At 53.3% G+C, this 23,738-nt stretch carries 23 protein-coding genes; 9 read left to right on the forward strand and 14 right to left on the reverse strand.

All coding sequences use genetic code 11. From position 1 onward, the window contains the following. Window positions 1–3 precede the first annotated feature (3 nt). Together def and NSQ46_RS00895 are read left to right on the forward strand one after the other, a co-directional pair. Window positions 4–525 (forward strand): peptide deformylase, encoded by a 522-nt coding sequence (def, locus tag NSQ46_RS00890; protein WP_007129014.1) that lies wholly within the window; start codon window positions 4–6, stop codon window positions 523–525. A gap of 229 nt (window positions 526–754) precedes the next feature. Further along, window positions 755–1,732: a ring-cleaving dioxygenase gene (locus tag NSQ46_RS00895; protein WP_342576065.1), complete on the forward strand. Its 978-nt coding sequence runs from the start codon at window positions 755–757 to the stop codon at window positions 1,730–1,732. A 91-nt stretch (window positions 1,733–1,823) separates the two neighbouring features. Here the strand turns inward: NSQ46_RS00895 and NSQ46_RS00900 are convergent, their stop codons facing one another. The 3 genes from NSQ46_RS00900 to NSQ46_RS00910 form a co-directional block, all read right to left on the reverse strand. Continuing rightward, the gene (locus NSQ46_RS00900; protein ID WP_341035036.1) at window positions 1,824–2,729 is read right to left on the reverse strand and encodes an IS3 family transposase; all 906 of its coding nucleotides are present in this window, start codon (window positions 2,727–2,729) and stop codon (window positions 1,824–1,826) included. Then, entirely contained in the window at window positions 2,726–3,157 is a 432-nt protein-coding gene (locus tag NSQ46_RS00905) for an HTH domain-containing protein (protein ID WP_237086953.1), read from the reverse strand. The genes NSQ46_RS00900 and NSQ46_RS00905 overlap by 4 nt, the downstream gene beginning before the upstream one ends. A gap of 136 nt (window positions 3,158–3,293) precedes the next feature. After that, on the reverse strand, window positions 3,294–3,713 hold the full coding sequence (locus NSQ46_RS00910; RefSeq protein ID WP_251535828.1) for a nuclear transport factor 2 family protein: 420 nt from the start codon (window positions 3,711–3,713) through the stop codon (window positions 3,294–3,296). A gap of 122 nt (window positions 3,714–3,835) precedes the next feature. On the opposite strand from NSQ46_RS00910, the gene NSQ46_RS00915 reads away from it, so the two are divergent. Further along, complete coding sequence (locus NSQ46_RS00915) at window positions 3,836–4,177, forward strand: helix-turn-helix domain-containing protein (RefSeq protein ID WP_251535827.1); 342 nt, start codon at window positions 3,836–3,838, stop codon at window positions 4,175–4,177. A gap of 124 nt (window positions 4,178–4,301) precedes the next feature. After that, the gene (locus NSQ46_RS00920) at window positions 4,302–5,852 is read left to right on the forward strand and encodes a BCCT family transporter (RefSeq protein ID WP_251535910.1); all 1,551 of its coding nucleotides are present in this window, start codon (window positions 4,302–4,304) and stop codon (window positions 5,850–5,852) included. Between the two features lie 117 nt (window positions 5,853–5,969). Here NSQ46_RS00920 and NSQ46_RS00925 read toward each other — a convergent pair whose 3' ends face one another. Genes NSQ46_RS00925 through NSQ46_RS00940 form a run of 4 tightly spaced genes read right to left on the reverse strand, consistent with a single transcriptional unit; the run spans window position 5,970 to window position 9,806 of the window. Beyond that, window positions 5,970–6,980: an iron ABC transporter permease gene (locus tag NSQ46_RS00925; protein ID WP_007129009.1), complete on the reverse strand. Its 1,011-nt coding sequence runs from the start codon at window positions 6,978–6,980 to the stop codon at window positions 5,970–5,972. Beyond that, window positions 6,977–7,987 carry an iron ABC transporter permease gene (locus tag NSQ46_RS00930; RefSeq protein ID WP_210094074.1) on the reverse strand — a complete coding sequence of 337 codons (1,011 nt, stop codon included), beginning with the start codon at window positions 7,985–7,987 and terminating at the stop codon, window positions 6,977–6,979. Before NSQ46_RS00930 ends, NSQ46_RS00925 begins: the two co-directional genes overlap by 4 nt. Before the next feature lie 36 nt (window positions 7,988–8,023). Then, window positions 8,024–8,980 (reverse strand): iron-hydroxamate ABC transporter substrate-binding protein, encoded by a 957-nt coding sequence (locus NSQ46_RS00935; RefSeq protein WP_210094174.1) that lies wholly within the window; start codon window positions 8,978–8,980, stop codon window positions 8,024–8,026. Further along, the gene (locus tag NSQ46_RS00940) at window positions 8,934–9,806 is read right to left on the reverse strand and encodes an ABC transporter ATP-binding protein (protein ID WP_007129006.1); all 873 of its coding nucleotides are present in this window, start codon (window positions 9,804–9,806) and stop codon (window positions 8,934–8,936) included. The genes NSQ46_RS00935 and NSQ46_RS00940 overlap by 47 nt, the downstream gene beginning before the upstream one ends. Window positions 9,807–10,137: 331 nt before the next feature. Here NSQ46_RS00940 and NSQ46_RS00945 point away from each other — a divergent pair, with 331 nt between their 5' ends. Continuing rightward, window positions 10,138–11,187 carry an NAD(P)/FAD-dependent oxidoreductase gene (locus tag NSQ46_RS00945; RefSeq protein WP_007129005.1) on the forward strand — a complete coding sequence of 350 codons (1,050 nt, stop codon included), beginning with the start codon at window positions 10,138–10,140 and terminating at the stop codon, window positions 11,185–11,187. Window positions 11,188–11,241: 54 nt separating this feature from the next. Here the strand turns inward: NSQ46_RS00945 and NSQ46_RS00950 are convergent, their stop codons facing one another. Continuing rightward, window positions 11,242–11,850 carry a TetR/AcrR family transcriptional regulator gene (locus NSQ46_RS00950; RefSeq protein ID WP_213616098.1) on the reverse strand — a complete coding sequence of 203 codons (609 nt, stop codon included), beginning with the start codon at window positions 11,848–11,850 and terminating at the stop codon, window positions 11,242–11,244. Between the two features lie 176 nt (window positions 11,851–12,026). Here NSQ46_RS00950 and NSQ46_RS00955 point away from each other — a divergent pair, with 176 nt between their 5' ends. Next, window positions 12,027–13,205: a DUF3533 domain-containing protein gene (locus NSQ46_RS00955; RefSeq protein WP_213616100.1), complete on the forward strand. Its 1,179-nt coding sequence runs from the start codon at window positions 12,027–12,029 to the stop codon at window positions 13,203–13,205. 196 nt (window positions 13,206–13,401) lie between these two features. On the opposite strand, the gene trpS is transcribed toward NSQ46_RS00955, so the two are convergent. Beyond that, complete coding sequence (gene trpS / locus NSQ46_RS00960; protein WP_251535826.1) at window positions 13,402–14,385, reverse strand: tryptophan--tRNA ligase; 984 nt, start codon at window positions 14,383–14,385, stop codon at window positions 13,402–13,404. 451 nt (window positions 14,386–14,836) lie between these two features. On the opposite strand from trpS, the gene NSQ46_RS00965 reads away from it, so the two are divergent. Both NSQ46_RS00965 and NSQ46_RS00970 read left to right on the forward strand, forming a co-directional pair. Continuing rightward, complete coding sequence (locus tag NSQ46_RS00965) at window positions 14,837–15,667, forward strand: hypothetical protein (protein WP_251535825.1); 831 nt, start codon at window positions 14,837–14,839, stop codon at window positions 15,665–15,667. Between the two features lie 214 nt (window positions 15,668–15,881). Next, complete coding sequence (locus NSQ46_RS00970) at window positions 15,882–17,474, forward strand: sigma-70 family RNA polymerase sigma factor (protein ID WP_251535824.1); 1,593 nt, start codon at window positions 15,882–15,884, stop codon at window positions 17,472–17,474. A 118-nt stretch (window positions 17,475–17,592) separates the two neighbouring features. Here the strand turns inward: NSQ46_RS00970 and NSQ46_RS00975 are convergent, their stop codons facing one another. Continuing rightward, on the reverse strand, window positions 17,593–18,357 hold the full coding sequence (locus NSQ46_RS00975; RefSeq protein WP_251535823.1) for an SDR family oxidoreductase: 765 nt from the start codon (window positions 18,355–18,357) through the stop codon (window positions 17,593–17,595). A gap of 191 nt (window positions 18,358–18,548) precedes the next feature. Then, the gene (locus NSQ46_RS00980; protein WP_251535822.1) at window positions 18,549–19,379 is read right to left on the reverse strand and encodes a MerR family transcriptional regulator; all 831 of its coding nucleotides are present in this window, start codon (window positions 19,377–19,379) and stop codon (window positions 18,549–18,551) included. Window positions 19,380–19,586: 207 nt separating this feature from the next. On the opposite strand from NSQ46_RS00980, the gene NSQ46_RS00985 reads away from it, so the two are divergent. After that, window positions 19,587–20,330 carry a hypothetical protein gene (locus tag NSQ46_RS00985; RefSeq protein ID WP_342576071.1) on the forward strand — a complete coding sequence of 248 codons (744 nt, stop codon included), beginning with the start codon at window positions 19,587–19,589 and terminating at the stop codon, window positions 20,328–20,330. On the opposite strand, the gene NSQ46_RS00990 is transcribed toward NSQ46_RS00985, so the two are convergent. Genes NSQ46_RS00990 through NSQ46_RS01000 form a run of 3 tightly spaced genes read right to left on the reverse strand, consistent with a single transcriptional unit; the run spans window position 20,279 to window position 23,448 of the window. Beyond that, window positions 20,279–20,767 carry a DUF418 domain-containing protein gene (locus NSQ46_RS00990; RefSeq protein ID WP_251535820.1) on the reverse strand — a complete coding sequence of 163 codons (489 nt, stop codon included), beginning with the start codon at window positions 20,765–20,767 and terminating at the stop codon, window positions 20,279–20,281. The two genes, NSQ46_RS00985 and NSQ46_RS00990, sit on opposite strands and share 52 nt — an antisense overlap. Window positions 20,768–20,771: 4 nt before the next feature. Next, window positions 20,772–22,703 carry an FtsX-like permease family protein gene (locus tag NSQ46_RS00995; RefSeq protein WP_342576073.1) on the reverse strand — a complete coding sequence of 644 codons (1,932 nt, stop codon included), beginning with the start codon at window positions 22,701–22,703 and terminating at the stop codon, window positions 20,772–20,774. Continuing rightward, window positions 22,678–23,448: an ABC transporter ATP-binding protein gene (locus NSQ46_RS01000; RefSeq protein WP_251535818.1), complete on the reverse strand. Its 771-nt coding sequence runs from the start codon at window positions 23,446–23,448 to the stop codon at window positions 22,678–22,680. Before NSQ46_RS01000 ends, NSQ46_RS00995 begins: the two co-directional genes overlap by 26 nt. Window positions 23,449–23,738 lie beyond the last annotated feature (290 nt).

Raw genomic sequence — 23,738 nt, forward strand, 5'->3', positions numbered from 1 at the left:
ACCATGGCGGTAAAACCGATTGTGCCATTTGGCGATCCCATTCTGCGCAAGACGGCGAGGCCCGTTGAAGCGGTGAATGAAAGAACACTGAAAATTTTGGATGATCTCGTGGAGACGCTGTATGATGAGGAAGGCCGCGCTGGTCTTGCCGCGCCCCAGATCGGGATTTTGCGCCGATTGCTGGTCATGGATTGCGGCGAAGGGCTGATCGAGCTCATCAACCCTGAAATCGTGGAGATGGACGGGGAGCAGACAGGGCCCGAGGCGTGCCTGTCCTATCCGGGCTACTACGGATATGTGAAGCGGGCGGACCACGTGAAGGTGAAGACGCTCAATCGGCAGGGCGAGACGGTCATTTTGGAAGGAGAGGGCTATCTGGCCCGGTGCATGCAGCATGAGATTGACCATTTGAACGGAATCCTGTTTGTCGATCACGTTCAAGACGGCTGGCTGTATCATGAGGAGACGAACCGCAGAATCGAGCTGCTGCCCGTGATCAGGCTGACCAATTCGGGGGTTGTATAAATAGAATAAGAATGTGTCAAGGCAATGGATTCAAGATGACTCCTGTACCGGTAATGGGCAGGAGTCATCTATTTTTTGTTTAACGATATAATTGGTTTCGGTGTTCATGTTGACGGCAGATCGCATCCGTGCTACAATTATCTTAAATTAAAGATATATGAATTAGAAATAATAAATCGTTGTCGTGTTGTACACACTGCCTAACATATGAGATGGAGGAATAGAAACCATGAATGGATTAAAAGGAATACATCATGTCACAGCCATAACCAGCAGCGCCGAGAAGAACTATGAGTTCTTCACATATGTCCTGGGGATGCGCCTTGTGAAGAAGACGGTCAATCAGGATGATATCCAGACATACCACCTGTTCTTTGCCGATGATACGGGAAGCCCGGGAACGGATATGACGTTCTTCGATTTTCCCGGCATCCGGAAGGGCACGCACGGAACCGATGAGATCTACAGAACCTCGTTCCGCGTGCCGAGCGATGCGGCGCTGGAATACTGGGTGAAGCGGTTTGACCGGATGAAGGTGAAGCACCAAGGCATTCAAGAGCTTTTCGGCAAAAAAAGACTCTCCTTCGTCGACTTCGACGATCAGCAGTATCAGCTTGTGTCCGATGAATTGAACGAAGGCATCGCCTCCGGCACGCCTTGGCAGAAGGGCCCGATTCCGCTGGAATATGCCATAACCGGACTTGGACCGATCTTCGTCAGGGTCTCGAATTTCGAATACTTCAAGGAAATGATGGAGAAGGTTCTGGAATTCAAGGAGATTGCGAAGGAAGGCTCGCTTCATCTGTTCGAAGTTGGCGAAGGCGGCAATGGCGCCCAAGTGATTGTCGAGTATAACGCCGTACTTCCACGTGCACAACAGGGGTTCGGTACGGTCCACCATGCGGCCTTCCGGGTCGAGGACCGGTCGGTCCTGGAGCATTGGATTCAACGGCTGGATCAATTCCAGTTCCATACCTCCGGCTTCGTCGACCGCTACTTCTTCCAATCGCTCTATGCCCGCGTCGCTCCGCAAATTCTGTTCGAATTTGCCACGGACGGCCCAGGCTTCATGGACGACGAGCCGTATGAGACACTGGGCGAGAAGCTGTCGCTGCCGCCGTTCCTTGAACCGCAGCGGGAGCAGATCGAGCAGCTGGTGCGGCCGATTGATACGGTTCGCAGCACGAAGGAACTCGTGAAGGAATAACAGAGTGAATGTTGCAGCAGCGAAAAGCCGCCTTCGGCTCGTCTTGAACTGTACCCGATTTGTGGACAGTTTGAAATAAACCGCCTAGAGCTTAGCTAGCAAGCAGATGACCTCTGAATTCATCGGGGGTCATCTTTTTTAATGTCCACTGGTATCGTTCTGAGTTGTAGTAGCTTATGTACTCCTTCACTCGCACCCTCACTTCATCAATAGTTTGGCAATCGCTAAAATCAACGTCGTCTTTCAAGTGACCGAAGAATGATTCCATCGGGGCGTTGTCCCAGCAATTGCCTTTGCGCGACATCGACTGCTTAAATCCTGCCTTAGCAATGAGAAGACGGGTTTTAGGATGCGTGTAGTGCATCCCTTGGTCGGAGTGCAGAATCGCTTCTGGATGAATGTTTCCATCTAATCGCTCTAAAAGACGCTGTAGCGTCCGCTCGACAATTGGAAGCTCGAGTGTTGCTGCCACGCTGTCGGCAAGGATCTGCCTGGTCGCCCCGTCCTTCACGCAGGAAAGGTATGCCCAGTGTCCGCTTCCATAGCGCAAATAAGTGATGTCAGTGAGAAACACTTTCTCAGGTTCGCCTTGGTCAAACTTTCGCTCCAGCAGGTTCGGACACGTCTTGTGCTCTTGAGTTGCCTTAGCCATCTTGCGGTAGGGGTTCGCCTGACGGATTACGGCCACCAAGCCTGCCTTTTTCATAAGCCGGCGAATCTTCTTGTGGTTCATGACAACGCCGCTTATCTGTTCCAGCCGCATCTTAATCACAAGCGCACCTGCTTTGCCGCGGAGCGCGTCAAAGTGCTGCTTGATGAGAAGGATGTCCTGCTCGTCGGCGGCAGCACGAAGTTGACGATCTTCTTCCGTCCCCAGCCACCTGTAATAGCCGCTTGGACTTACTTCCACGAGCTCGCATAGATAGCGTGTCATTCGTTTCAGGCCATATGCCCGAATGGTGCGATTTATGATCTCATAGCGCTCGGAGGGCGTCAGCGTTTCTTCTTCTGCCGATCGAGCGCTTCGAGCTTTTTTAGCATGTCCACTTGAGCTTCAAGCAGTTTGATCTGGGCCTTAGCCCGTTTCAATTCTTCTTCGGCTGACAACTGACCAGCTGGCTTGCGCCCTGTACTGCCCTTACCGCGCCGCTCTGTAGCCAAACCTTCCTCACCGTACAGTTCGAAGGTTTCACGCCACCGTTTTAAGCTGTCCTTGGGCTTCTTATGACCAATAACGTCCAGGTCGAAGCCGGCACGAATAAAGATTTCTGAAGGTGTCTGCCCCTGCTTGTAGGCTTTCAGCGCCTCCAGCTTGAATGCAGGTGTGTATGTAATGGCCGCCTCGGTCACATGGTGTACGTTTGGATTCTCCTCCAGCTTCCTCATTTGCTCCTCGGTAAAGAGCACCCGTTTCAACTTCCCCATTCTCGTATCACTCCTCGTCACATACCTTGATTAAAACACAAATGACCCACAAGAAGTCACTTTTTTCAAAGTGTCCATCTTATGGGTCACAGTTCATCTAACGAGTCAGGGCGGCTTCTTTTTCGTTCAAGTGATGTCATTTGCTTGGGAGAAGCTCCAGCGGTCCGGCCCCAAAGGGATGGTCGACAAGGTAAAGCCAGTGACCTTCCGGCTGCTGCCTGACGATTTCCGAGGTATGGCCTTGCAGCAGCAAGGGCTCTCGGTCCGGTCCTGTCGAATGCAATGTGAAGTGCGCACGCAAAAGCGCCATATTTTCAAAGGGGATACAGTACACATTGGTTGAGGTCATGGTGCCTCTAAGCTGAAGCAGCTCCTTGAGGCTCGCACGGAAGGACTCGAGACCGATCTCCAAGGCTCCGCTTGGGTGCACGTGAATGCTCCCGGGCTCATACAGCGCAAGCAGCCGTTTAAGCTCTCCTGAATTATAGGCGTCGGCAAAAGCCGCATTCATCTCTTCCGGCCGAAGGACAGGCTTGTCTGGAAACGGTGATTTCATTGGATCTCCTCTTTCGTTATGATGGTTATAGTCACAGCTTATCGAAATAAGAGCTGCGCAGGAAGTACGCAGTAATTCATAACATAGTCATCTAAAAATGACAGAGAAGGTTGTCGAGCACCATGCCTTATGAAGACGAGGTTTACGGCTGTCCCGCCGATGTCGGCCTGCAGATGATCAGCGGAAAGTGGAAGCCCCGCATTTTATATGAGCTGTTTCAAGGAACACGGAGATTCGGCGAGCTGCAAAGGGCGATCCCGGATGTATCGCGGCATGTACTCACGGTCCATCTGAGGGAGCTGGAGCATGGCGGCATCGTCAGCAGAAAAGTTTATGCCGGAGTTCCGCCGAAGGTGGAATACACGATCACGGAATACGGCCGAAGCTTTGAACCGGTCCTTGAAGCACTGGTTCACCTGGGTGAAGCATATATCGCATCGCGCAAGGACGAGCATGAATCTTAAACAAGGCTTCTTTTTTCCCATAGACCCTAGCCTGCACACCCGCCCCGCGGTTAAGTACATGAATTTCGGTTTAAATACAAATACTGTATAGGGATTGATGACTAAGCAGGTTGGGGTGAGCATTGTGAAACAGAATATATTGAAAAATGTCGTGTTCTCGGTTTCGGCTGTCATCATTGCGGTGCTCGCTGTTTTGGGGGCGGTCATGCCAGGCGCCTTTGGTGAAGTAGCGGGACATCTGTATAGGTTCACGACCACGAATTTCGGGTGGTTCTATCTGCTCTCGATTTTTGCTATCATCATCTTTCTGATATGGGTTGCCGCCAGCAAGTACGGGACGATTCGCCTGGGCGGCGAGAAGGAAAAGCCGGAATATCCGTTCTTCACCTGGATCGGCATGCTGTTCTCGGCCGGCTTCGGCGTCGGGCTTGTATTCTGGGGCGTGGCGGAGCCGATGAGCCATTTCTTCAAAACCCCCTTTGCAGGCGTAGAGGCCCAAGGCGTGGATGCGGCCCGTGTCGCAATGGGGTATTCCTTTTTCCACTGGGGGATCAGTCAATGGTCGGTATTTGCCCTCGTCGGGCTGGTGATTGCATTCCTGCAGTTCCGCAAGAGCAAGAATGGGCTTGTATCCACGGCCCTCGAACCGGTAACCGGCTCCAGGCCGGCGGTAAAGAATAGCATTGATATCTTGGCGGTCATTGCTACCGTGATGGGAATCGCGACCTCGATCGGGCTCGGGGTGCTGCAGATGAGCGGCGGATTGAATACCATTACGGGGATTCATAACGGTGTTGGCCTTCAGCTGGGGATTTTGGCGATTATTTTTGTCGCTTATATGATCTCTTCCACGACTGGCCTGGATAAGGGGATCAAGTACTTAAGTAATTTGAATCTGGCGATGGCGCTCATATTTTTGCTGTTTGTGTTTGTCACCGGGCCCTCGGTATTCATTCTGGAGACCTTCACCATGGCGCTGGGCGATTATATCTCGAATTTCGTGTCGTACAGCTTGCGGCTGCAGCCATACGCCGAAGGCTCGTGGGTACGGGAATGGACGATTTTTTATTGGGCTTGGGCGATTGCCTGGTCACCATATGTCGGTGCTTTCGTAGCCAGGGTGTCCAGAGGACGGACCGTGCGGGAGTTTATTGTCGGGGTTATGGTCGTTCCGCCGCTCATCGCCTGTCTGTGGATTGCCGTATTCGGCGGGACCGCGCTCTGGTATGACTTGCATGAGAATACCGGGATAGCCGCAGCCGTCAATGCGGATGTCACCTCGGCGCTGTTCCAGCTGTTTAATCAGCTGCCTTTCTCTTCCGTGATGAACGTGCTGGCGATCATTCTGATTCTGACGTTTCTGGTGACATCAGCAGATTCAGCGACGTATATTCTATCCAGTATGACGACCTTCGGCAGCCTGAACCCTTTCCTGATGGTCAAAATCGTGTGGGGTACGCTGATGGCCGGCATCGCGGGCGTGCTGCTGTATGCCGGGGGACTAGAGGCGCTTCAGACCGCCTCCCTGATCGCGGCGCTGCCGTTTACGGTGCTTCTGCTGCTGCTGATCGTCGCGGTGGTCAGGCTGATGGCCCATGAGCCGCTGCCTGTACGAAAGGCTGATCTCAAACGGTTCCGCCGTTTGGAGGAAGCGGCGAATAAGGGGAGAAAGTGACTCATGAATAAGCCGTTATGAATAAAGCCCTGAGGACACGTGAAATGTCTTCAGGGCTCTTTACAATTCAGGGGATGGGCTTAAATTAAAGCCTTTCCTATTAAGGTTTAGGCACGATTAACTTCGCTTTAACAGCAAGTAGACGAAATACGGTGCCCCGATAATGGCGACCATGATGCCGGCCGCAATGCCGTCGGGGTCCACGATGTTGCGCCCGATCGTGTCGGCCAGCAGCAGGAGCCAGCCTCCGATCAGGACCGCAATCGGAATGTACAGCTGATTGCGGGGGCCTACCAGCGCCTTGGCAATATGCGGGCCCATCAGACCGATGAACGTGATGCCGCCGGTCACGGATACGGCGGATCCCGCCAGCGCTACGGCGGCCAGGAGCAGGACGATCCGCTCCCGTTCAATGGACACGCCGACGCCGATGCCGACCGGATCGCTGAGTCCGAGCAGATTCATGCGCTGCGCTTTATACAGCGTGAACGGAACGAGGACGATCAGCCATGGCAGCAGCGCAAGAATGAACGGCCAGTCCGTGCCCCAAATGCCGCCGGCCAGCCATTTGGCGATAAAGTCGACCTTCTCTCGTTCAGCCGACGACGTCAGCACGATCATGACGCCGGAGAGTGCCATAGAGAAGCCGACACCGGTGAGCACCAGCTTGACGGGCTGAAGGCCTTCGCCTTTCCGGTAAGCGAACATGTAGATGAATGCCGCAGTCAGCACGGCTCCTATAAAGGCGGCGATGGGCAGCATGTAAATAAAGGAGCCGGCCTCGATCGGGAAGAACAGAAAGAACACGGCCACGCCGACGCCGGCTCCCGAGTTGATCCCGATGATGCCGGGATCCGCCAGGTCGTTGCGCGTGATGTTCTGCAGGATGGCGCCGGACAGCGCCAAGGCCATTCCGGCCAGCAGGGTAATCAACATGCGCGGCAGACGCACCGAGAAAATAATGAACTCTTCCTTGAAGCTTCCTTGTCCAAGCAGGGTCGGAATAATCCGGTCATAGCTGACCGAAGAATACCCTAGCCCTAAACCTACCAGGACGGTGCACACGGTTAGGATGAACAGGATAAGAAACGTAATTCGCTGCTTTTTCACTAATGATGGATGGATCATGCCATTCCTCGCCCTCCTTTACGCACGATAAACAGGAAGAAGGGCAGGCCCATGACTGCAATCAGCGCGGCTACCGGTGTCTCGTACGGGGCATTCAGCGTCCGGCCAACGGTATCGGCAAACAGCATGAACACCGCACCGGCCGTAGCCGACATCGGAATGACATGGCGATAATCGGTGCCGACGATCCCCCGGACGATATGGGGCACCATTAAGCCGAGGAAGGCCAGATTGCCCACCAGAGCTACGGATGTGCCGGCCAGCAGAATAATAACCACGAATAAAACGAATTTGATGACCGCGATATTTTGTCCGAGCCCGGTCGCCACCTCTTCGCTCAGGCTGAGGATGGTCAGCTGTCTCGACAAGAGGATCGCAATCAGGATTCCGATCAGAATGAACGGGAAGATCGTCTGAAGCTGGCCCCAAGACGTTCCGATGACGCCCCCTGCCGTCCACATGGAGATATCCTTGGATATTTTAAAATAGATGCCGATCCCTTCGGCGATGGCGTACAGAAAGGCCGAGACCGCGGAGCCTGCAAGCACCATCTGGAGCGGCGAGAAGCCGCCTTTGCGCATCGCGCCGATGCCGAACACCATGATGGTCCCCACGGCGGCCCCGATAAAGCAGGCCACCATAATGCCGAAATAATTGGCCGCGGGGATAAAGGCCATCGTGAATGCGAGCGCCGCATTGGCGCCGCTGGTGAGGCCCAAGAGGCCCGGATCCGCCAGCGGGTTGCGCGTAAGGCCCTGCATGATCGCGCCGGAGACCGCCAGCGCGGCTCCGACCAGGATGGCTGCAATCTCGCGGGGGAGACGGATATCTCTCAGGACGGACAATTTCTCGCCTTCGGCCTTGGTGGCCAAGGCGAGCCACACGTCCTTTATACTGGTCTCCGCCGCTCCGAATACCATCGCAATGACGAACATGGCCGCAAAGGCGATGAGACCGGCAACAAGCTTGACGGAGAAAGGGATGGATCGCTGAGTAGGCTTAGTCATGGAATCATCTTTCCTTAAGTTTGGATGATGGGCAGTTTACTTCTGGCCCAAGAAATGCTCGGTAATAAACTCAAGCTGGTATTCGAGCGTGGTCGCATCGTTGAAATAGATCCGGTTCCCGTCCGCTTCGAATACGCGGCCGTTCTTGACGGCAGGGATTTGCTTATACGTATCGGTTTGCTGGAAGGAGGTGTCCGCATCGTTGAACTTACTGAGAATGATATAGTCGCCGGCAAATTCCGGCAGCACCTCGGTTGAAATGGCGTAGTAGCCTTCCTTCAGCGCGGTTTCCTTTACTTTCTCAGGCATCTTCAGCTTCATGGCCTGATACAAAATCTCAGTCCCGCGGCCCCAGTTGTTTCCGTATACATAGAGCTGCTTCTCGAAGCTTTCGATTACGGATACGGTCGCGTCCTCACCGATCTTGGCGCGAATTTCTTCACCGGCCTTCTCCGCACGCTGTTTAAAATCGTCGATCCAGGCTTGAGCTTCCTTCTCTTTATTCACAAGCTTGCCGATTTCAAGATGCTGGGTAAGGTAATCGACTTTGCCGTACGTGAACGTAACGGTAGGAGCGATTTCTTTCAATTTATCGACGTTCTTGATTGTCGATAGTCCGATAATGAGATCCGGGTTCAGTTCAATGATCTTCTCCAGATTCTCATCGGATACCTCTTCGGCATCCTTAAGCTTGTCGGCAAACGCGGGATTTAACTTGGACCAGGAATCGACGCCGACCATATTGACGCCAAGATGGATCAGGTCCCCGGCAAAGGTGGAAAGTACGATAACACGCTGCGGATTAGCGGGTACCTCGACCGGCCCGTTCTCGGACTGGTATGTAATCGTGCCGGAGGCGCTGTCTTTGTCGTTGGTTGCTGGAGTTTCCGGCGCAGCGGTCCCACTTCCGTTGCTTCCGGTATCCTTCGGCTGGCTGCTGCAAGCGCTAAGAATGAACAGCAGCGCGATAAACGGGATGATCAGCTTCCTCAAGTTCAGGTTTTGCTTCCAATTGGGGTTCATGTTCTTGCTCTCCTCTTAATAGATTGTATGTGATGCATAACGGTTTGCCGGTGCGGGGGTCGCGTCCGATCTCCGCATCAATGTTAAATACCTTCTTCAGCACCTCGCGCGAGATGACGTTCTCGGGATCACCGGCCTGAATAACGCTTCCGTCTTTCATAGCGATGATGTAATCGGCGAATCTGGCCGCTTGGTTCAGATCATGGAGCACCATCACGATGGTGCGCTCTTGCATGACGTTCAGCTGCTCAAGCAGCTCCAGAATCTCAAGCTGGTGAGCCATATCCAGGTAGGTGGTCGGTTCGTCGAGGAAGATCATCTCGGTCTCTTGAGCGAGTGCCATCGCGATCCATACCCGCTGCCGCTGGCCGCCGGACAAGGCATCCACGGAACGATATTTATAATCCTGGGTTCCGGTGACGGAAAGCGCCCAGTCAATAACCTCCATATCCTGCTTCGTTAAACGTCCGAACCCTCGCTGATGGGGATAGCGTCCATAGGACACCAGCTCACCTACCGTCAATCCGCCCGGACCCTCCGGTGTTTGGGGGAGAATGGCCAGCTTCTTGGCCAGCTCCTTCGTATTGATGCGCGCGATTTCCTGACCATCGATAATGGCGGCCCCGGATTGATACGGGATAATGCGCGTCATTGCCTTCAGCAGCGTGGATTTGCCGCAGCCGTTCGGACCGATGATCGTTGTGATTTTTTTATCGGGAATATCGACGTTCAGCCGGTCTAATATGACGTTCTCACCGTAACCGACAGTTAATCGATCTGTGCAAAGACGAATCATATAGGTTCACCTCCTGGGGAAAGTTCGCTTTTTAAACGATAATGATTCTCAATATCAGCCATAATATAATATGGGGACCTCTCTTTGTCAATAAGTATCTTCATGGAATATTTAAATAATTTTCATGCACACAACACTATTGTTCAATATATAGCTAAAATCCGAATAGGATTACTATATATAGATAAAATCATAAAAAAACGAAAAAAATAAAATCCGCGATTGTAAAATAAATGAAGGCAACGTATACTAAATGATAATGATAATCATTTACGTCCAAGTATAGGTTATGGACATAACCTTTTACCGATATATCCCGGAGGTGTAATTCGTGGCAGGGAACGAAATTTTTGATGTGACGGTTATTGGCGGCGGGCCGGCTGGCTTATATTCGGCTTTCTACAGCGGGCTTCGCGGAATGAAGACCAAGATTATTGAATACCAGCCGGTGCTGGGCGGGAAGGTTCACGTCTATCCGGAAAAAATGATATGGGATGTCGGAGGCCAGACTCCGATTACCGGCGCCAAGCTCATCGAGCAGATGGTTCAGCAGGGCCTGACCTTCAGTCCGGAAGTGCTGCTGAATGAGAAGGTGGAATCCATTTCCCGTAACGAGGAAGGGATCTTCGAATTACATACCGCGAACTCCGGCACCCACCTCTCGAGAACGGTCATCGTTGCCGTTGGCGGGGGCATTCTCAATCCGCAGAAGCTGCAGATTGAAGGAGCCGAACGGTTCGAGGTGTCGAACCTCAACTATACCGTCAAATCGCTGCAGCATTTCAAGGATAAGACCGTGATTATATCCGGCGGCGGCAACTCCGCCATCGACTGGGCGAATGAACTCGAGCCGGTCGCGAAGAAGGTATACTTGGCTTACCGGAAAGAAGAGCTGAGCGGCCACGAGGCCCAGGTCGAGCAGCTGCTGAACAGCTCGGCCAGCTGCTTTTTCCATACGCAGATTACGAAGCTGATCGCTTCGGAGAACCACGAAACAATCGAGCGGGTGGAACTCACGAACAGCAAGACCGGCGAGGTAAATGTCATTGAGGTCGACGAAGTCATTATCAACCACGGCTATGAACGCGACATTTCCCTGCTTGAGAACAGCGGGCTTGGGATCGAACGCGTGGACGATTATTACATTGCCGGGAACGGACACTGCCAATCCTCCGTGCCCGGACTGTATGCCGCAGGGGATATTCTGCATTACGACGGGAAGCTGCATCTGATTGCCGGCGCGTTCCAGGATGCGGCCAATGCGGTCAACAGCGCCAAGCGCTTTATCGAGCCGGAGGCGCACCGCAGCGCGATGGTATCGTCGCACAACGAGGTGTTCAAGGAGCGCAACCGCGAGCTCGTGAAGCAGATGATTAAATAGCGGCAGCTGCATGGTAATGATGAAAGAGGGATCCAGCGAATGGATCCCTCTTCGTTATGCCTTGCTTACGAGGCCGGATGTGATCAGCGGCCCGTAATTGATCAGCTGCGTCATCAGGGCGCCCATCTCTTCTGCGGACAGATTCATCCCTGACTCGATCCAGTGGATGACCAGCCCGATATTGGCCGAGGTCATGTAAGCAATCAGATAGTCGCTTGGAATCCGGCTATTCTGTGCTGCCATTCGAAAGGCCTGCTTGTCGTACATATTCTCGGTCATGAACTGCCGGAATTGACGCACGAAAGACATATCTCCGTTAGGCCCGAGGACGGCTTTGATAAAGTCGCCGTGTTTGATGAGCACCTCGAATATCTGGATGGAGGGCGGATATGGCTCGCCTTTCTCCGCATAAATCCTGGTATCCCTCGGGTCGATTTCCAGGACGATGCTGTGGATTTCCGCCATCACTTCTTCCTTCAACTTCTCCAGCATGTCCGGCACGTCCCTGTAGTGAAGATAGAACGTCCCCCGGTTAATATCCGCGCGGCTCGTTATATCCGTCACGGTGATGGCATTGACGGACTTCTCCTGCATAAGCTCAAACAACGTTTTGCGCAGCAGCTGATTCGTTCGAATCTGCCTGCGGTCCGTTTTTCTAGGCAAAGCGTGTTCTCCCCCTGACCGATGATTTTATCCCAATTAATGAACACCTATCTTGAACATGATGAGTAATGAACACTCGGAATAAAGCTGATGATTGAACTGCATTCTTTCCCCATTATAATTAACGGTGTGATCATTAATCAACAGTTTGTTCATTATAATGAGGAGTGGTGGATATGGTGTTCTTAAGGCAAAAAATGCTGTGGATTGGCGCATTGGCAGTCCTTCTGGTGTTAACCGTCTTTGGCGTTGCCATGATGGGCTCGATCGTAGGCGCAAAGCCAAAATCTCTGCCAGTGGCGCTGGTCGTGCTGGATCAGCCTGCAGCGCTTCCGAACGGGGAGACGCTTGCTGTGGGGGAGAAGATGAAGGGAATGCTGGAGCAAAACACGCAGCTGCCCGTTCGGTGGGAGATCGTAGCTTCGGAGGCGGAAGCGAGAGAAGGGATGGATGCGCAGAAATATTACGGAGCGCTGGTGCTTCCGGAGAATCTCAGCTCAGGCATGCTGACCCTTCAGTCTCCGGCTCCCAACCCGGCTGTCATTCACATACTGGTAAACGAGGGGATGAATGCCCAAGCGTCCGCCGTGGTCAAGCAGATGCTTGGGCAGGTGCTCAAGATGGCAGGCTCCGAGCTATCCAAACAGGCATTGACCATGATTGGCGCGCAGGCGGAATTGGTGCCCGTAACAACAGCACAGGCTCTTCTTACCCCGTTTGAGGTTCAAGAAAAGATTGTCCACCCGGTCGGAGCTAATCATGCAAGCGGCAATGCGCCGGGGCTGCTGACGCAAATTCTATGGATCGGATGCCTGATTATTAGCTTGTCCTTGTTCCAGGCGCTTCGGACAGCAGCAGCTGGTGATGGCAGCAGGGGGATCGCGATCGTGCTTCAAGGTGCTGTTGGTTTACTGCTGGCGGGTTTGGCCTCCGGTTTCCTGGTATGGATGGCTTCCTCCTGGTATGGCATGGAGCTAACGAACGGGGGCAACGTATGGCTGATGCTGTGGCTGGCAGGGTCCGCATTTTTCCTCCTGCAGTCCACGCTGCTTAACTGGCTCGGACTTCCGGCGATGGGGATCCTGGTGCTCCTGATGTTCTTCTCGATGCCGCTTCTCAATATGGCGCCGGAGTTTCTGCCGCAGGCCACGCAGGATTGGCTGTACTCGTGGATCCCCCTGCGCTTTGCCGCTTCGGCGCTTCGGGATGTGATGTATTTTGACGGATCGGCATCCGCAACGGCAAATCATACGGTACTATGGGCGATCGCCGGCGGTTTCTTGGTATTGCACTTAGCTTCGGTGGTGAAGAAGGGAAAACGCTCGGATAAAGGAAAGTCGGTTGCGGCATCGTAACATAAGTGGATGAGCGCCCGAAATAGCACATGGAAAAGGAAACTGTACGATGGATTACTGGATTACGGAGTGGGCCTTCATAAGAGGTTATTGACGGTGGATAAGGCACGATGTAATGGATGAATGGTGCAGGGCGCCCCTTGATCTCAATCCTAATAGCAGGATGCAGATACCAAGGGGACGCCCTGCGGTGCTTTCAGAACGTGACGAATCCCATCGCTTTCTTGGCGGCAAGCAGTGTTGTGCCTGCGGTTTCGGAAGCACGCTTCGCTCCGTCCATCAAAATGCGATCAAGCTCGGAGGAATTCACGATTTGATGGAACTTCTCCTGGATCGGTTGAAGTTTCTCGATGACCACTTCGGCCAATTCTTTCTTGAACGTACCGTATCCTTGGCCCTCATACCGTTTCTCGATGAAGGGGATTTCCTCCTCGGAGAATACGGAATAAATCTCGATCAGATTGCTGACCGCCGGCTTATTCTCCCAGTCGTACCGGACCTGTCCGTCCGAGTCGGTAACGGCCTTGGAGAATTTCTTGCGGATATCCTCTGGCGTATCCATCATGTGGATGCAGCTATTTCTATTCGGATTGCTCTTGCTCATTTTCTTGGACGGATCGTCAAGGCCCATGACGCGGGAGCCAATATCCTGAATGATCGGCTCGGGCATCGTAAACGTGCGGCCATACCGGTTATTGAACCGCTCGGCCACATCACGGGTCAACTCCAGATGCTGCTTCTGATCGTCACCGACCGGCACATGCGTTGCCTGATAGAGCAGCACATCGGCAGCCATCAGGACCGGATACGTGAACAGGGCAGAGCTTACCGTATCCTGCCCGGCGGATTTCTCCTTGAACTGGGTCATCCGCTTTAATTCGCCGAAATGCGCCTGCGTCTCCAGCAACCATCCCAGCTGGGCATGTTCAGGGACCTGCGATTGCAGAAAAATCGTCGCTTTATCGGGATCGATCCCCGATGCGATATACAGCGCTGCAATGTCCCGCGAGCGCTGATGCAGCTCCTTGGGATCCTGATAGACGGTCACTGCATGCAGATCCGGCACAAAGAAATAGGAGTCATACTCATGCTGCAGCTTCACATATTGACGGAGCGAGCCTCCATACCCGCCAATATTCAAATCCCCGCTTGGCTTGATGCCAGACAATAATCGTTTCATAACACACCTCCTGATCGTTTGCGAACAACACAAAAACACCTCATCCCTCTATGGGACGAAGTGTAACTCCGCGGTACCACCCGAATTCGACCGTACAGCCGCTCTTATCCATGACACGGGAGGAATGGGGAAGGGGGACAACGCCATGCTTCCTGTCATATCTCCCATGATAACGGAGGAGAGCCGTCAAGGCCTACTGCCCCGGCATTAGCCGAAGGTTGGGGTTGAAGCGAGAAGATCCATTCACTTATTCCGGGGTACCGGGCCTCGCACCATTCGCCGGTTCGCTTGGACCTCGAAAGATAAGCTACTATTTCTTCTCCTAGCCGTGTGGTATGTTGTTCTTGAAATCATCTGCGCAGCTCTTTTTCGAATGGAAGAGAGAACAAGATGATTTGATGAGTATCATCACACAGGTGTTAGGTTAATGTCAAGCGTTATGGGGGGATTCATGTTGAGGGATCAGGAGACGGTGATTCTCGCTGACGGATTAACCATACTGTCGCAGTGCAGACGGCAAACGGGGGATATTTGGCAGGCCCATTACGGAGCGGCCGCGATTGCGGGTTATTTTTTCGCAAAGGCAAACCGGTTGACCGGGAAGGTTGAAGAGGCCGTGGCGGTGGAGAATCGGAGGATGGTCGGCAAATACTTGCAGCCGGGAAGGGCGGCGGCAGAGGACAGCATAAGCGTGAAAGACGCGGAAGCACGGATTCTCGCGGCCCTAGACGCTACGATTGATGGCTTGCACTGGGTAGGTCACAACGTGATCTATTCCGCAATAAGCCTGGCTGCACTCCATGAGCTTGGAGGCGGTCTACGGCATGAAGCTGCCGATATTGCGGAATTAATTGGCTCTTTCGCGAAGACGATCCCGGGAAGGTCCTGGATCGGATATTCAGCAGCCGAGGTTAAACGGCTGACTCTGGATGAGCTTGACGGGATACCTGAAATAACGGACGGCGATCAGCTGTCGGCTTTTATTTTGAACGAACTGGCCGCTTATTCGGTGATCTACCGCGCGGAAGCCCATCATGACTTGCTGGGGCATATGCTGACCTATTCCCATGCCTTAAACCTGTTGTACGATTTAGGCCACCATACTTACTTCCATAGAGGCTTGCCGGGCTTGCTCAAAATCGTGAAGGTGCTCCGTGCCAGCCGCCGGCTGGACCCTGCGGAACCGATCCGGCTCATATCCCCGGTGGAATCGGCTGCCTCTCGCGGAGGCTCCAAGATCGGTCTGGCTGCCGCATCAGCCGGAGTACTGGGCGGGCATTGACGGAGCTGCGATCGACTGGGACTTCGGCCATCTGTTTAAATTTCCATGCAGCTTCTATCACCATTGGAACCGTGTTTCGGAAGCGCCGGCGAAGGCGATGGAGAATTTCCGATCGATCATCCATCCGGTTCAAACGATAATTTCTTGAAGGAAGGTAACCTTTTTCATTCAGATCGGCACTTAAGGGATAGAGACACCGGGAAAGGAGGGTTAGATGAACGTGCTTCAGTGGATTGAGGCAGCCCGGCAGGGCAGTGCGGAGGCTCAGGAAAGCCTGGTCCGGCATTATACCGGAATGGCGCTGGCCGTAGCCTACGATAAATTGCAGGATCCCCACTCGGCGGAGGATGCCGTGCAGGAGGCCTTTACGGAGGCTTTTGCAAATCTGCATAAGCTGCAGGATCCCCGGCGTTTTCCCGGATGGTTCAAAGTGATTGTTGAGCGGCAGTGCTACAGGGACCTGCGCCGCAAGCAGCTGCAGACGTTACCGCTGCACGAGATGGAATTGCCGGCTGGCGACCAGCGGAGCCTGGAGACGGTTGTGGAAAAGAAAGAATTGATCGGCCAGCTGCATGCCACGATCGCGGATTTGCCGCCGGGCATGCGGATTGCGGTTCAGCTCTATTATTTTCAAGGCTACAGCCTGCAGGAGATTTCGCAATATCTGGATATATCTCTGGCAGCTTTGAAGAAGCGGCTCTTTGATGCCCGGCGGAAGCTGAAGAACACGCTTCATGTAGCCGACTTTGTATCGGTGTTCACCGATCTATATGAGGGAGGCAGGCGTATGCTGCATATTGTCAACGGAGATTCAGTGGGGGATAAGCTGAAGCAAGGGAACATTCAAGGAGATATCCTGGTGTGGAGAGAGCTTTATTCGTTTGGTCCGGTCTTTCCGAGAATGGACGAGCCGGATAATCGCAGAACGAGGGCTCGCTATTTGGAGCAAACGCTCGGGATTCCGCAGAAGGAATATATCGAGACCTGCGAGTCGCAGGAGAGGAAGCTTCGGGATTTTCATAAATATGATGAAATCGTGCTCTGGTTTGAGCATGACCTGTTTGACCAGACCATGCTGTCCTATTTGCTGCATTGGTTTAAGGAGCAGTCATTGGGAAATACGAAGCTGAGCCTGCTGTGCATTGGCGCCTACCCGGGCATTGAGCTTTTTCGCGGGTTGGGGCAGCTCAGCACCGAGCAGCTCGAGACTTTATCGGGCACATGGCATGCGATCGGAGAAGACGAGCTTGCACTCGGCAGCATGTTGTGGGAAGCCTATACCTCGGATCGGCCGGAGCAACATCAGCGCATGCTGGAGGTGGATTCCCCGGCACTGCCTTTTGCAAGGGATGCATTCGAGGCCCATCTTGCCCGGCTGCCCTCTGTGGGCAATGGGCTCGGAATCATCGAGCAGACGACGTTAGAGGCTGTAGCGGATGGAGTTCATCAGCCGTATGAGTTGTTCCGAAGGGTAGGAGACCAGCTCCATATGCTCGGCATGGGGGACCTGGAATTCTGGTTTTACCTTGCGAAGCTGACGGAGGGGCCGGACCCGCTGCTGGTTACTGATGGCACAGCACCGTTTCCGGACTTCAAGCAGGCCGCCCCGCATTTCCAAGATCAGGTCCTGCAAGTCACGAATCTGGGCCGGGAGGTATTAGCCGGAAAGGCCGGCGATGCCCGCACCGGTATCATCGACAAATGGGTGGGAGGCCTGCATGTGCAAGGTGAGGCTCTGTCACTGCGCTGGGACCCGGAGCGAAAGTCGGTTGTGCGGATGGGCGAATCCGATGGAACAACGAATTGAGGGAAAGAGCTACCTTGATTGAGCAGCATACTAACAGATCCAATTAACAGCAGTATATATAGCATAAGGGCTATCATTCTTGGCGTTACTGCCGAGCAAGGATAGCCCTTCTTCACAGTTACAGATGAGAGCCGCCGGTTGCGTCAATCATTTGTCCCGTGACCCAGCGCCCGTCGCTTGATGCGAGAAACGCTACGACATCCGCAATATCCGAAGGCTGACCGATTCGGCCAAGCGCGGACATCTCCGCGGCATGCTGCTGTCCTTCCGGCGTATGCAGCCAAGATGCGTTCACATCCGTGTCCACAATCCCTGGAAGCACCGCGTTCACCGTAATTCCGCGCGGGCCCAGCAGCTTGGCAAGATGCAAGGTAAACGTATTGATGGCTCCCTTGGTGATGTTGTAGGCCATAATATGCGGATAAGCGATCCGCGTCACGCCGGAGGAGATGTTGACGATGCGCCCATCATCACGCAGGAGCGGCAGGGCCTGTTGCACCAGGAAGAACGGTGCTTTTACATTTACGGCAATCAGCTCATCGAAGCTTTCATCGGTCGTCTCTTCAAAGGTCTTGGAGGTTCCGATGCCTGCGTTATTCACCAGAATATCGAAGCGGTTGTCCCCCGTTGCGCGAAGAAGTTCCTCTTCCAGCGAATGAATAAGCCCTTTGGCTCCGTCTACCGATTCCAGGTTGGCGCCTAAGGCGATAGCCCGCCCGCCCTGATTCTGTATGGTCTGGACAACCTCCTCCGCTGCATCCCGGCGTGTTCCGTAATGAACAGCGACCAGTGCCCCTTCTTCCGCCAGCCGAAGCGCGATTCCTTTGCCGATGCCTCGGCTTCCGCCTGTAACCAATGCGATTTTATCTTCCAATCGTTTCATGAAAATCCCACTCCTCTTGTTTGATTTAAAGCTACTGTACACTCTCCTGTTAAGGGGAGAGTCAAGAGGGGGGGAGCATTTTTTGAGCTTTCATGAAAAACAAGCCGGATTACTACCTCTCCAAGTACGTGTTGAGGCGATGAGGGCTGGGCCCAGGCGCTTCTCCGGTATCCGATCACGTTATGGAATGGCTACTCTGCATTACCTAGCAAGGGAATAAGCAATTCCGCAGGGCGCTTCCTGCCGTAAATATCTTTGTCCGAAGTGAGATAGATTTCACGGATCGGCTCCCGGTCCGATTGAACGAGACCTTGGGACGAAATCCATGCCTTGAGCTCGGGTATGACGGGGCAGCTATAGCTGTACGGATCACAATGATGGATAAGGGATGCGGCTGACTCCAGCTCTGGCAGGACATGCACACGCACCCGGCCATTGGCAGGTATATCCCTGGATAAAGGGAGGGCAACTTCAATGTCTGCCACATCGGCATTCCCATTGCCGTCGTCATGCCAAAGGATGATGAGCTGCCCGGCCTCCTCTTCCCCTTGTAGAGCCGCATATTTCATAACCTCATCGAGCAAGAGACATAGCTGGCTGCGGGGGACCTGGTCACGAAGGGAAGCGACGCGTTGAGACGGGACTTTCCGGGTCCGGATGGACTCCGCGGGATCCCCCGTCCCGATGTGCTCCAGGTGAGATAGTCTGCTGTTCACCTCATCCAGCTGCAGCTGGAGACTTTGCACCGTCTCCTGAAGCTCCTTCATTTTCTCGGAAAGCTTGTCTCTAACGGCATCGGCTCTTATATTGTCTTCCAAAAACGGCTTAAGCTGTTCCAATGTAAACCCCTGTTCCTTGTAGGCGGCAATCCGCTTGACGGTCAGAAGCTGCTCCTCGGCATAATAACGGTATCCGCTTTGTTCATCCACATGGGCCGGCTTGAGCAGGCCCAGCTCGTCATAATAGCGCAGCGCTTTGATGGACAGCCCGCTGACCTTGGCAAAAACGCTGATCTTCATCATCCGATGTGCCGCCTCCTTGCGTTTTAGGTTTTTCAACTGTGTGGATAACGATATCATATCCCGCTCTTCAGCGGACGTAAATGGCCCGGTTTCAGTGGAATCAGTCATATCTGCTTGAATGTCGCGACAAAATCTTAAACTTCTAGTTTCAACGCAGAGCGGGAAGTATAAGGATAGGTAGACGAAGAAGCAAGGAGGGAACCCCTCATGAGCAAATGGAAGGATGCTTCGCGGGTTGGCCGTTATGCAGGAATCAGCATTTTATTGGGCGGGGCGTTGTTTGTTACAGCTACGCTGATGCACCCGCCGGCTACGGATCCGTGGACGGGGCACCATGTTATATCGATGATTCCGGACATGCTGACCTATTGGCAATGGGATCACAGCCTGATGCTGGCGGCCATATTATTGTGGCTGGGAGGACTGTCGCTCGGGGAGGCCGTCGCCAGCAGGCGCCCTGCTGCGATGTTGGCTTCCCGCTTGTTCGTTGCGGCGATCACGATATGGGTGCTCGTACTTGCGATGGAGTTAACCGTTCTTCCGGTCCTTGCCAAGGAGTGGGGTTCAGTGCAGGACCCTGGGACAGCCGCCTTGGGTGTGGGATTATTTGCTTTCGGAATTATGGCCGGCGACTTTGCCATGATGCTGGCCTGGATCGGAGTAAGCCTGCTTGGCCTTGCGCTGCTTGCTGGAGGCAATATGAAGCCCGTCTTGGCTTGGATTGGCATAGCGACAGGAGTGTGGGGGGCGATTGGAATACCTGTTGCACTGCTGCTTCCGAAATTAAGCGTGCTCATCTACCCGGTCACCGCAGGCCCTGTGTTTATATGGACGATACTTTTCGGGATTTACATGATCACTGGGCGCATCTACAAGAAAAAACAGGAGACCTATAGGCCTCAGGCCTGCGGGTTTCCTGTTTTTTGGCGAATCGGCAAGAGGGTCCAATAGGTCCCGCACCGCCACAACCATTCCAGAGGCCCGTATTGGAACCAACGCATCCACAGGTTGCTGATGATGATCTGGAAGACCACAATCCCTAGGGAAACGAGCGTGGAGACGACATACGTGCTCGGGGATCCATTCAATATTAAACGTTGAATTCCGACCAAAAAAACCGTTTGGCCAATGTAATTGGTAAGCGCCATCCTGCCGTACGCCTGTAACGGATGCAAGACCTTGGCGCCTATGCGGATATGTCCGAGCATCAAGAGCGAGCTTAGATAAAATAAGGACACGATAGGCGTGGCGATCAGCCAGAGCGCCAGTACGTTAACAAACGGCAGGCCAAGCAGAGCGAATCCCCTGAACTGGTCTAGAAATTGTAATCGTCCCGTTCCAGTGGCAGGCTGGCGTTTCATCACGGTCTCATTTTTTACTGTAGCCATTGTGTTACACCATCATTCTATTCACAGACTTGATGTAACGGGCTCTGGCGATTAGAAAATAGATCGTTTGGGCAGCCAAGAATGCCGATGAGGCCGCCAATACAGGACCGCTAACATACGGAGCATCCAGATATCCAAGAACGGGACCGAGCACGACCAAGGACTGCACGGAGGCAACCAAGATCGGGATAAAGAACAGTACGGCAATCTGAATTGTTGCGGAGATATTCATCTCCCGGGCGCTGAGTCCGATTTTGGACAGGGAACGGTACATCGCCTGGTCCGCTGAAAGCTCCGTGTGCAGCTTGAAATACAGGAAGCTGGCGGTTGAAATCGAGAAGATCAAGGCGACAAACACCCCGATAAAGCTGAATAATGAGATGGCCTGTTTATTGGTGTAATAGTTCTCCGCCCTGGATTTTATATAACCTTCACTGATTGCGCTACCGTTCCATTCCGACAGCTCTTGGCCGAGCTTGGTTTCAGGATCGTCCTTCTGGGGGAGCCCTTGGGAACCGGGAAAAATAAACGGATAGGTATGATTCACACTGATTCTATTTGCTTTATCCCCGCTCCGCAGCTCTTCAAACATGGTGTCCGTAACGACCATCAATCTGCCGCTATACACCAAAGCCGCGATCCGGTCTGTGCGGTTCTCCAAGCTGAATGAGTAGGGCTGACCGGATAAATCGATATCCGCTTCCATTAGCTTCCCTTTACTCTTCTTCGCTGCATTCGGGGTTTCCGTCAATAAGGCTTCATTCTCGCCGAGTGCCCCAGCCGGCTTGGTATTCATCATGGCAGCCAAACGATCGTATTGGGACTGCGGCATGATGTGTAAGGAGTCCTCCCCATTCGCTGACAAGCGATAGTAGATGGTCTCGACCTCCGCACGTTTATACTTAAGCCCTTCTGACTGGAGTCGCTGTTCAATCAGGGCCAACTCATCCTGCACCTTAGTCTCGTCGGCATTGCTGTAGTAGGTGTAGCTAAGCGCGTAGGGGTTATCCAAATATACCGATCGAATCGATTGCTGCATGGCCAGCACGAAGCCGGTGCTCATGGAGGCCAGAGCCACGACAACCGTGACCAGGAACAGCATGCGGGCATTGTCCTTGATCTTGTAACTCATTTCGGAGATCCATAGCAGGTTCGTCCCTCTCCAAGTGGTCGTGCGATTTCGCTGCAGCATGCGAACCACCCATACGGATAGTTGGGAGTAGAAGAAATACGTGCCCAGAATGCCGGTAACCGCAGCAATCATCAGTCCTGTAGGGTCTAACTCCTTGACGCGAAGGACGGAAAAGCCGATGGTGAGCAGGATCACGCCCAAGAGGGCCAGGAACAGATTGGCTTTCGGTTCGGTCTTTGGTTTGCTGGTGCCTTTGAGAAGCTCCAAAACTTGATTCTTCCGGATAAACAGCAAGGTGAAGAGCGAAATGACGAGAAACAGCGCGGCGAACGCACCGGCGGTCAGCAGGATCGCTTTGACCGGCCAATAGAACGGCAGCTCGTCCATATCAATCACTTTGGTGCTGATGAGCAAGAACACCTTCGATAACAGCATTCCGCTGGCAATGCCCGTGATGATGGCAATGGCGCCAATGAGCGTGTTCTCCAGGAAAATCAGCCAATTGATCTGTTTGGCTTCGGCCCCGAGGATCGTAAGAATACCGAACTCCCGGTTCCGCGACTTCAGAAAGACGCTGATCGAATACAGCACGAACAAGAAGGCAAACACATACACGATTACGGTGGCAATGGTCATGCCCGTACGCGTCATGGCGCCCATTGGCGAATTCTCGATAGCCGGATGATAGATAAATACGGCATAGGTAAAGAAGATCATGACCATGAACGAGCTGCTTAAGAGATAGGCAAAATACTGACGTGCATTCCGCCGGACGTTGTTAAACGCGAATTGAGGAAAGTTCACTTGTATTCCCTCCCCAGAACGATAGCGTATCGATGATTTTTTGGAAAAAGGCCTGCCGGTTCTCGCCGCGGTGAATTTCGGCGGCAAGCTTGCCGTCCTTAATAAAAACGATGCGGTTGCAATAGCTTGCGGCCAAAGGATCGTGCGTAACCAGCATCAAGGTGGTACGGTCCCGCTCATTGATCTCGGCGAGCGACTCCATCACAATCCGCGAGGAATTCGAGTCGAGCGCTCCTGTCGGCTCATCCGCAAGGAGCAGCAGAGGCGCGCCGATGATCGCTCTGGCAATCGCGGTACGCTGCCTTTGGCCTCCTGAAATCTCGTATACGCGTCTATTGAGAATTTCGCGGATGCCAAGCCGCGAGGCGGTCTGCTGCAGTTGCTTCTCCATGTCCTTGAGCGGACGACGGTCCAGCGTCAGCGGAAGCACAATATTCTCGGCAACGGTTAACGTATCGAGCAGATTGAAATCCTGGAATACGAAGCCGAGCTGTCTCCGGCGGAAGTGGGCAAGCTCGCCCTTTTTCATGGTGTACGGATTCTTTCCCCCGATTTTGACCTCGCCGGAGCTTGGCCGATCGATGGTGGATACCATGTTCAGCAGCGTGGTTTTGCCGCTGCCCGAAGGGCCCATGATGCCGACGAATTCCCCTTCATCGATGGTGAGGTGAATATCGGTAAGAGCTTGTGTCGCCACTTTGCCCGTATATACTTTGTTTAATGCTGTGACTTCAAGAATAGCCATAACCCGTAAGCTCCTTTCTATATGCCTAATTAGTGTGCGAGTTCAAAAAGTCGGATTTTCAGCACCGAGAAGGTTGGATGAAGCTAGGGAGTGAGGAGCGGAGCGTACGTTTTGGGTACGTGAGCACCGGAAGGCCCGGCTGAATTCAAGATTCGATGCCGAGTTACTTCTTGACTCCCTACGTGATCAAAAGACGGCTTTTTGAACATCCTCTTAGTGTAACCTAACTCTATCGCATATTGCCCTGGCCCTGCTATGGATTTAGGTGAAACGGAGCTTACATCTGCCAT

The sequence above is a fragment of the Paenibacillus sp. FSL M8-0142 genome, assembly GCF_038597315.1.
Classification (GTDB): Bacteria; Bacillota; Bacilli; order Paenibacillales; family Paenibacillaceae; genus Paenibacillus_AQ; species Paenibacillus_AQ lactis.

Excerpts from the sequence above, each read along its gene's own strand:
- NSQ46_RS00930 (WP_210094074.1), bottom strand. The coding sequence starts at position 7,987 with ATGACTAAGCCTACTCAGCGATCCATCCCTTTCTCCGTCAAGCTTGTT.
- NSQ46_RS00895 (WP_342576065.1), top strand. The coding sequence starts at position 755 with ATGAATGGATTAAAAGGAATACATCATGTCACAGCCATAACCAGCAGC.
- NSQ46_RS00985 (WP_342576071.1), top strand. The coding sequence starts at position 19,587 with ATGAGCAAATGGAAGGATGCTTCGCGGGTTGGCCGTTATGCAGGAATC.
- NSQ46_RS00925 (WP_007129009.1), bottom strand. The coding sequence starts at position 6,980 with ATGATCCATCCATCATTAGTGAAAAAGCAGCGAATTACGTTTCTTATC.
- NSQ46_RS00940 (WP_007129006.1), bottom strand. The coding sequence starts at position 9,806 with ATGATTCGTCTTTGCACAGATCGATTAACTGTCGGTTACGGTGAGAAC.
- NSQ46_RS00910 (WP_251535828.1), bottom strand. The coding sequence starts at position 3,713 with ATGAAATCACCGTTTCCAGACAAGCCTGTCCTTCGGCCGGAAGAGATG.
- def (WP_007129014.1), top strand. The coding sequence starts at position 4 with ATGGCGGTAAAACCGATTGTGCCATTTGGCGATCCCATTCTGCGCAAG.
- NSQ46_RS00905 (WP_237086953.1), bottom strand. The coding sequence starts at position 3,157 with ATGGGGAAGTTGAAACGGGTGCTCTTTACCGAGGAGCAAATGAGGAAG.
- NSQ46_RS00915 (WP_251535827.1), top strand. The coding sequence starts at position 3,836 with ATGCCTTATGAAGACGAGGTTTACGGCTGTCCCGCCGATGTCGGCCTG.
- NSQ46_RS00975 (WP_251535823.1), bottom strand. The coding sequence starts at position 18,357 with ATGAAACGATTGGAAGATAAAATCGCATTGGTTACAGGCGGAAGCCGA.
- NSQ46_RS00970 (WP_251535824.1), top strand. The coding sequence starts at position 15,882 with ATGAACGTGCTTCAGTGGATTGAGGCAGCCCGGCAGGGCAGTGCGGAG.
- trpS (WP_251535826.1), bottom strand. The coding sequence starts at position 14,385 with ATGAAACGATTATTGTCTGGCATCAAGCCAAGCGGGGATTTGAATATT.
- NSQ46_RS00965 (WP_251535825.1), top strand. The coding sequence starts at position 14,837 with ATGTTGAGGGATCAGGAGACGGTGATTCTCGCTGACGGATTAACCATA.
- NSQ46_RS00955 (WP_213616100.1), top strand. The coding sequence starts at position 12,027 with ATGGTGTTCTTAAGGCAAAAAATGCTGTGGATTGGCGCATTGGCAGTC.
- NSQ46_RS00990 (WP_251535820.1), bottom strand. The coding sequence starts at position 20,767 with ATGGCTACAGTAAAAAATGAGACCGTGATGAAACGCCAGCCTGCCACT.
- NSQ46_RS01000 (WP_251535818.1), bottom strand. The coding sequence starts at position 23,448 with ATGGCTATTCTTGAAGTCACAGCATTAAACAAAGTATATACGGGCAAA.
- NSQ46_RS00980 (WP_251535822.1), bottom strand. The coding sequence starts at position 19,379 with ATGATGAAGATCAGCGTTTTTGCCAAGGTCAGCGGGCTGTCCATCAAA.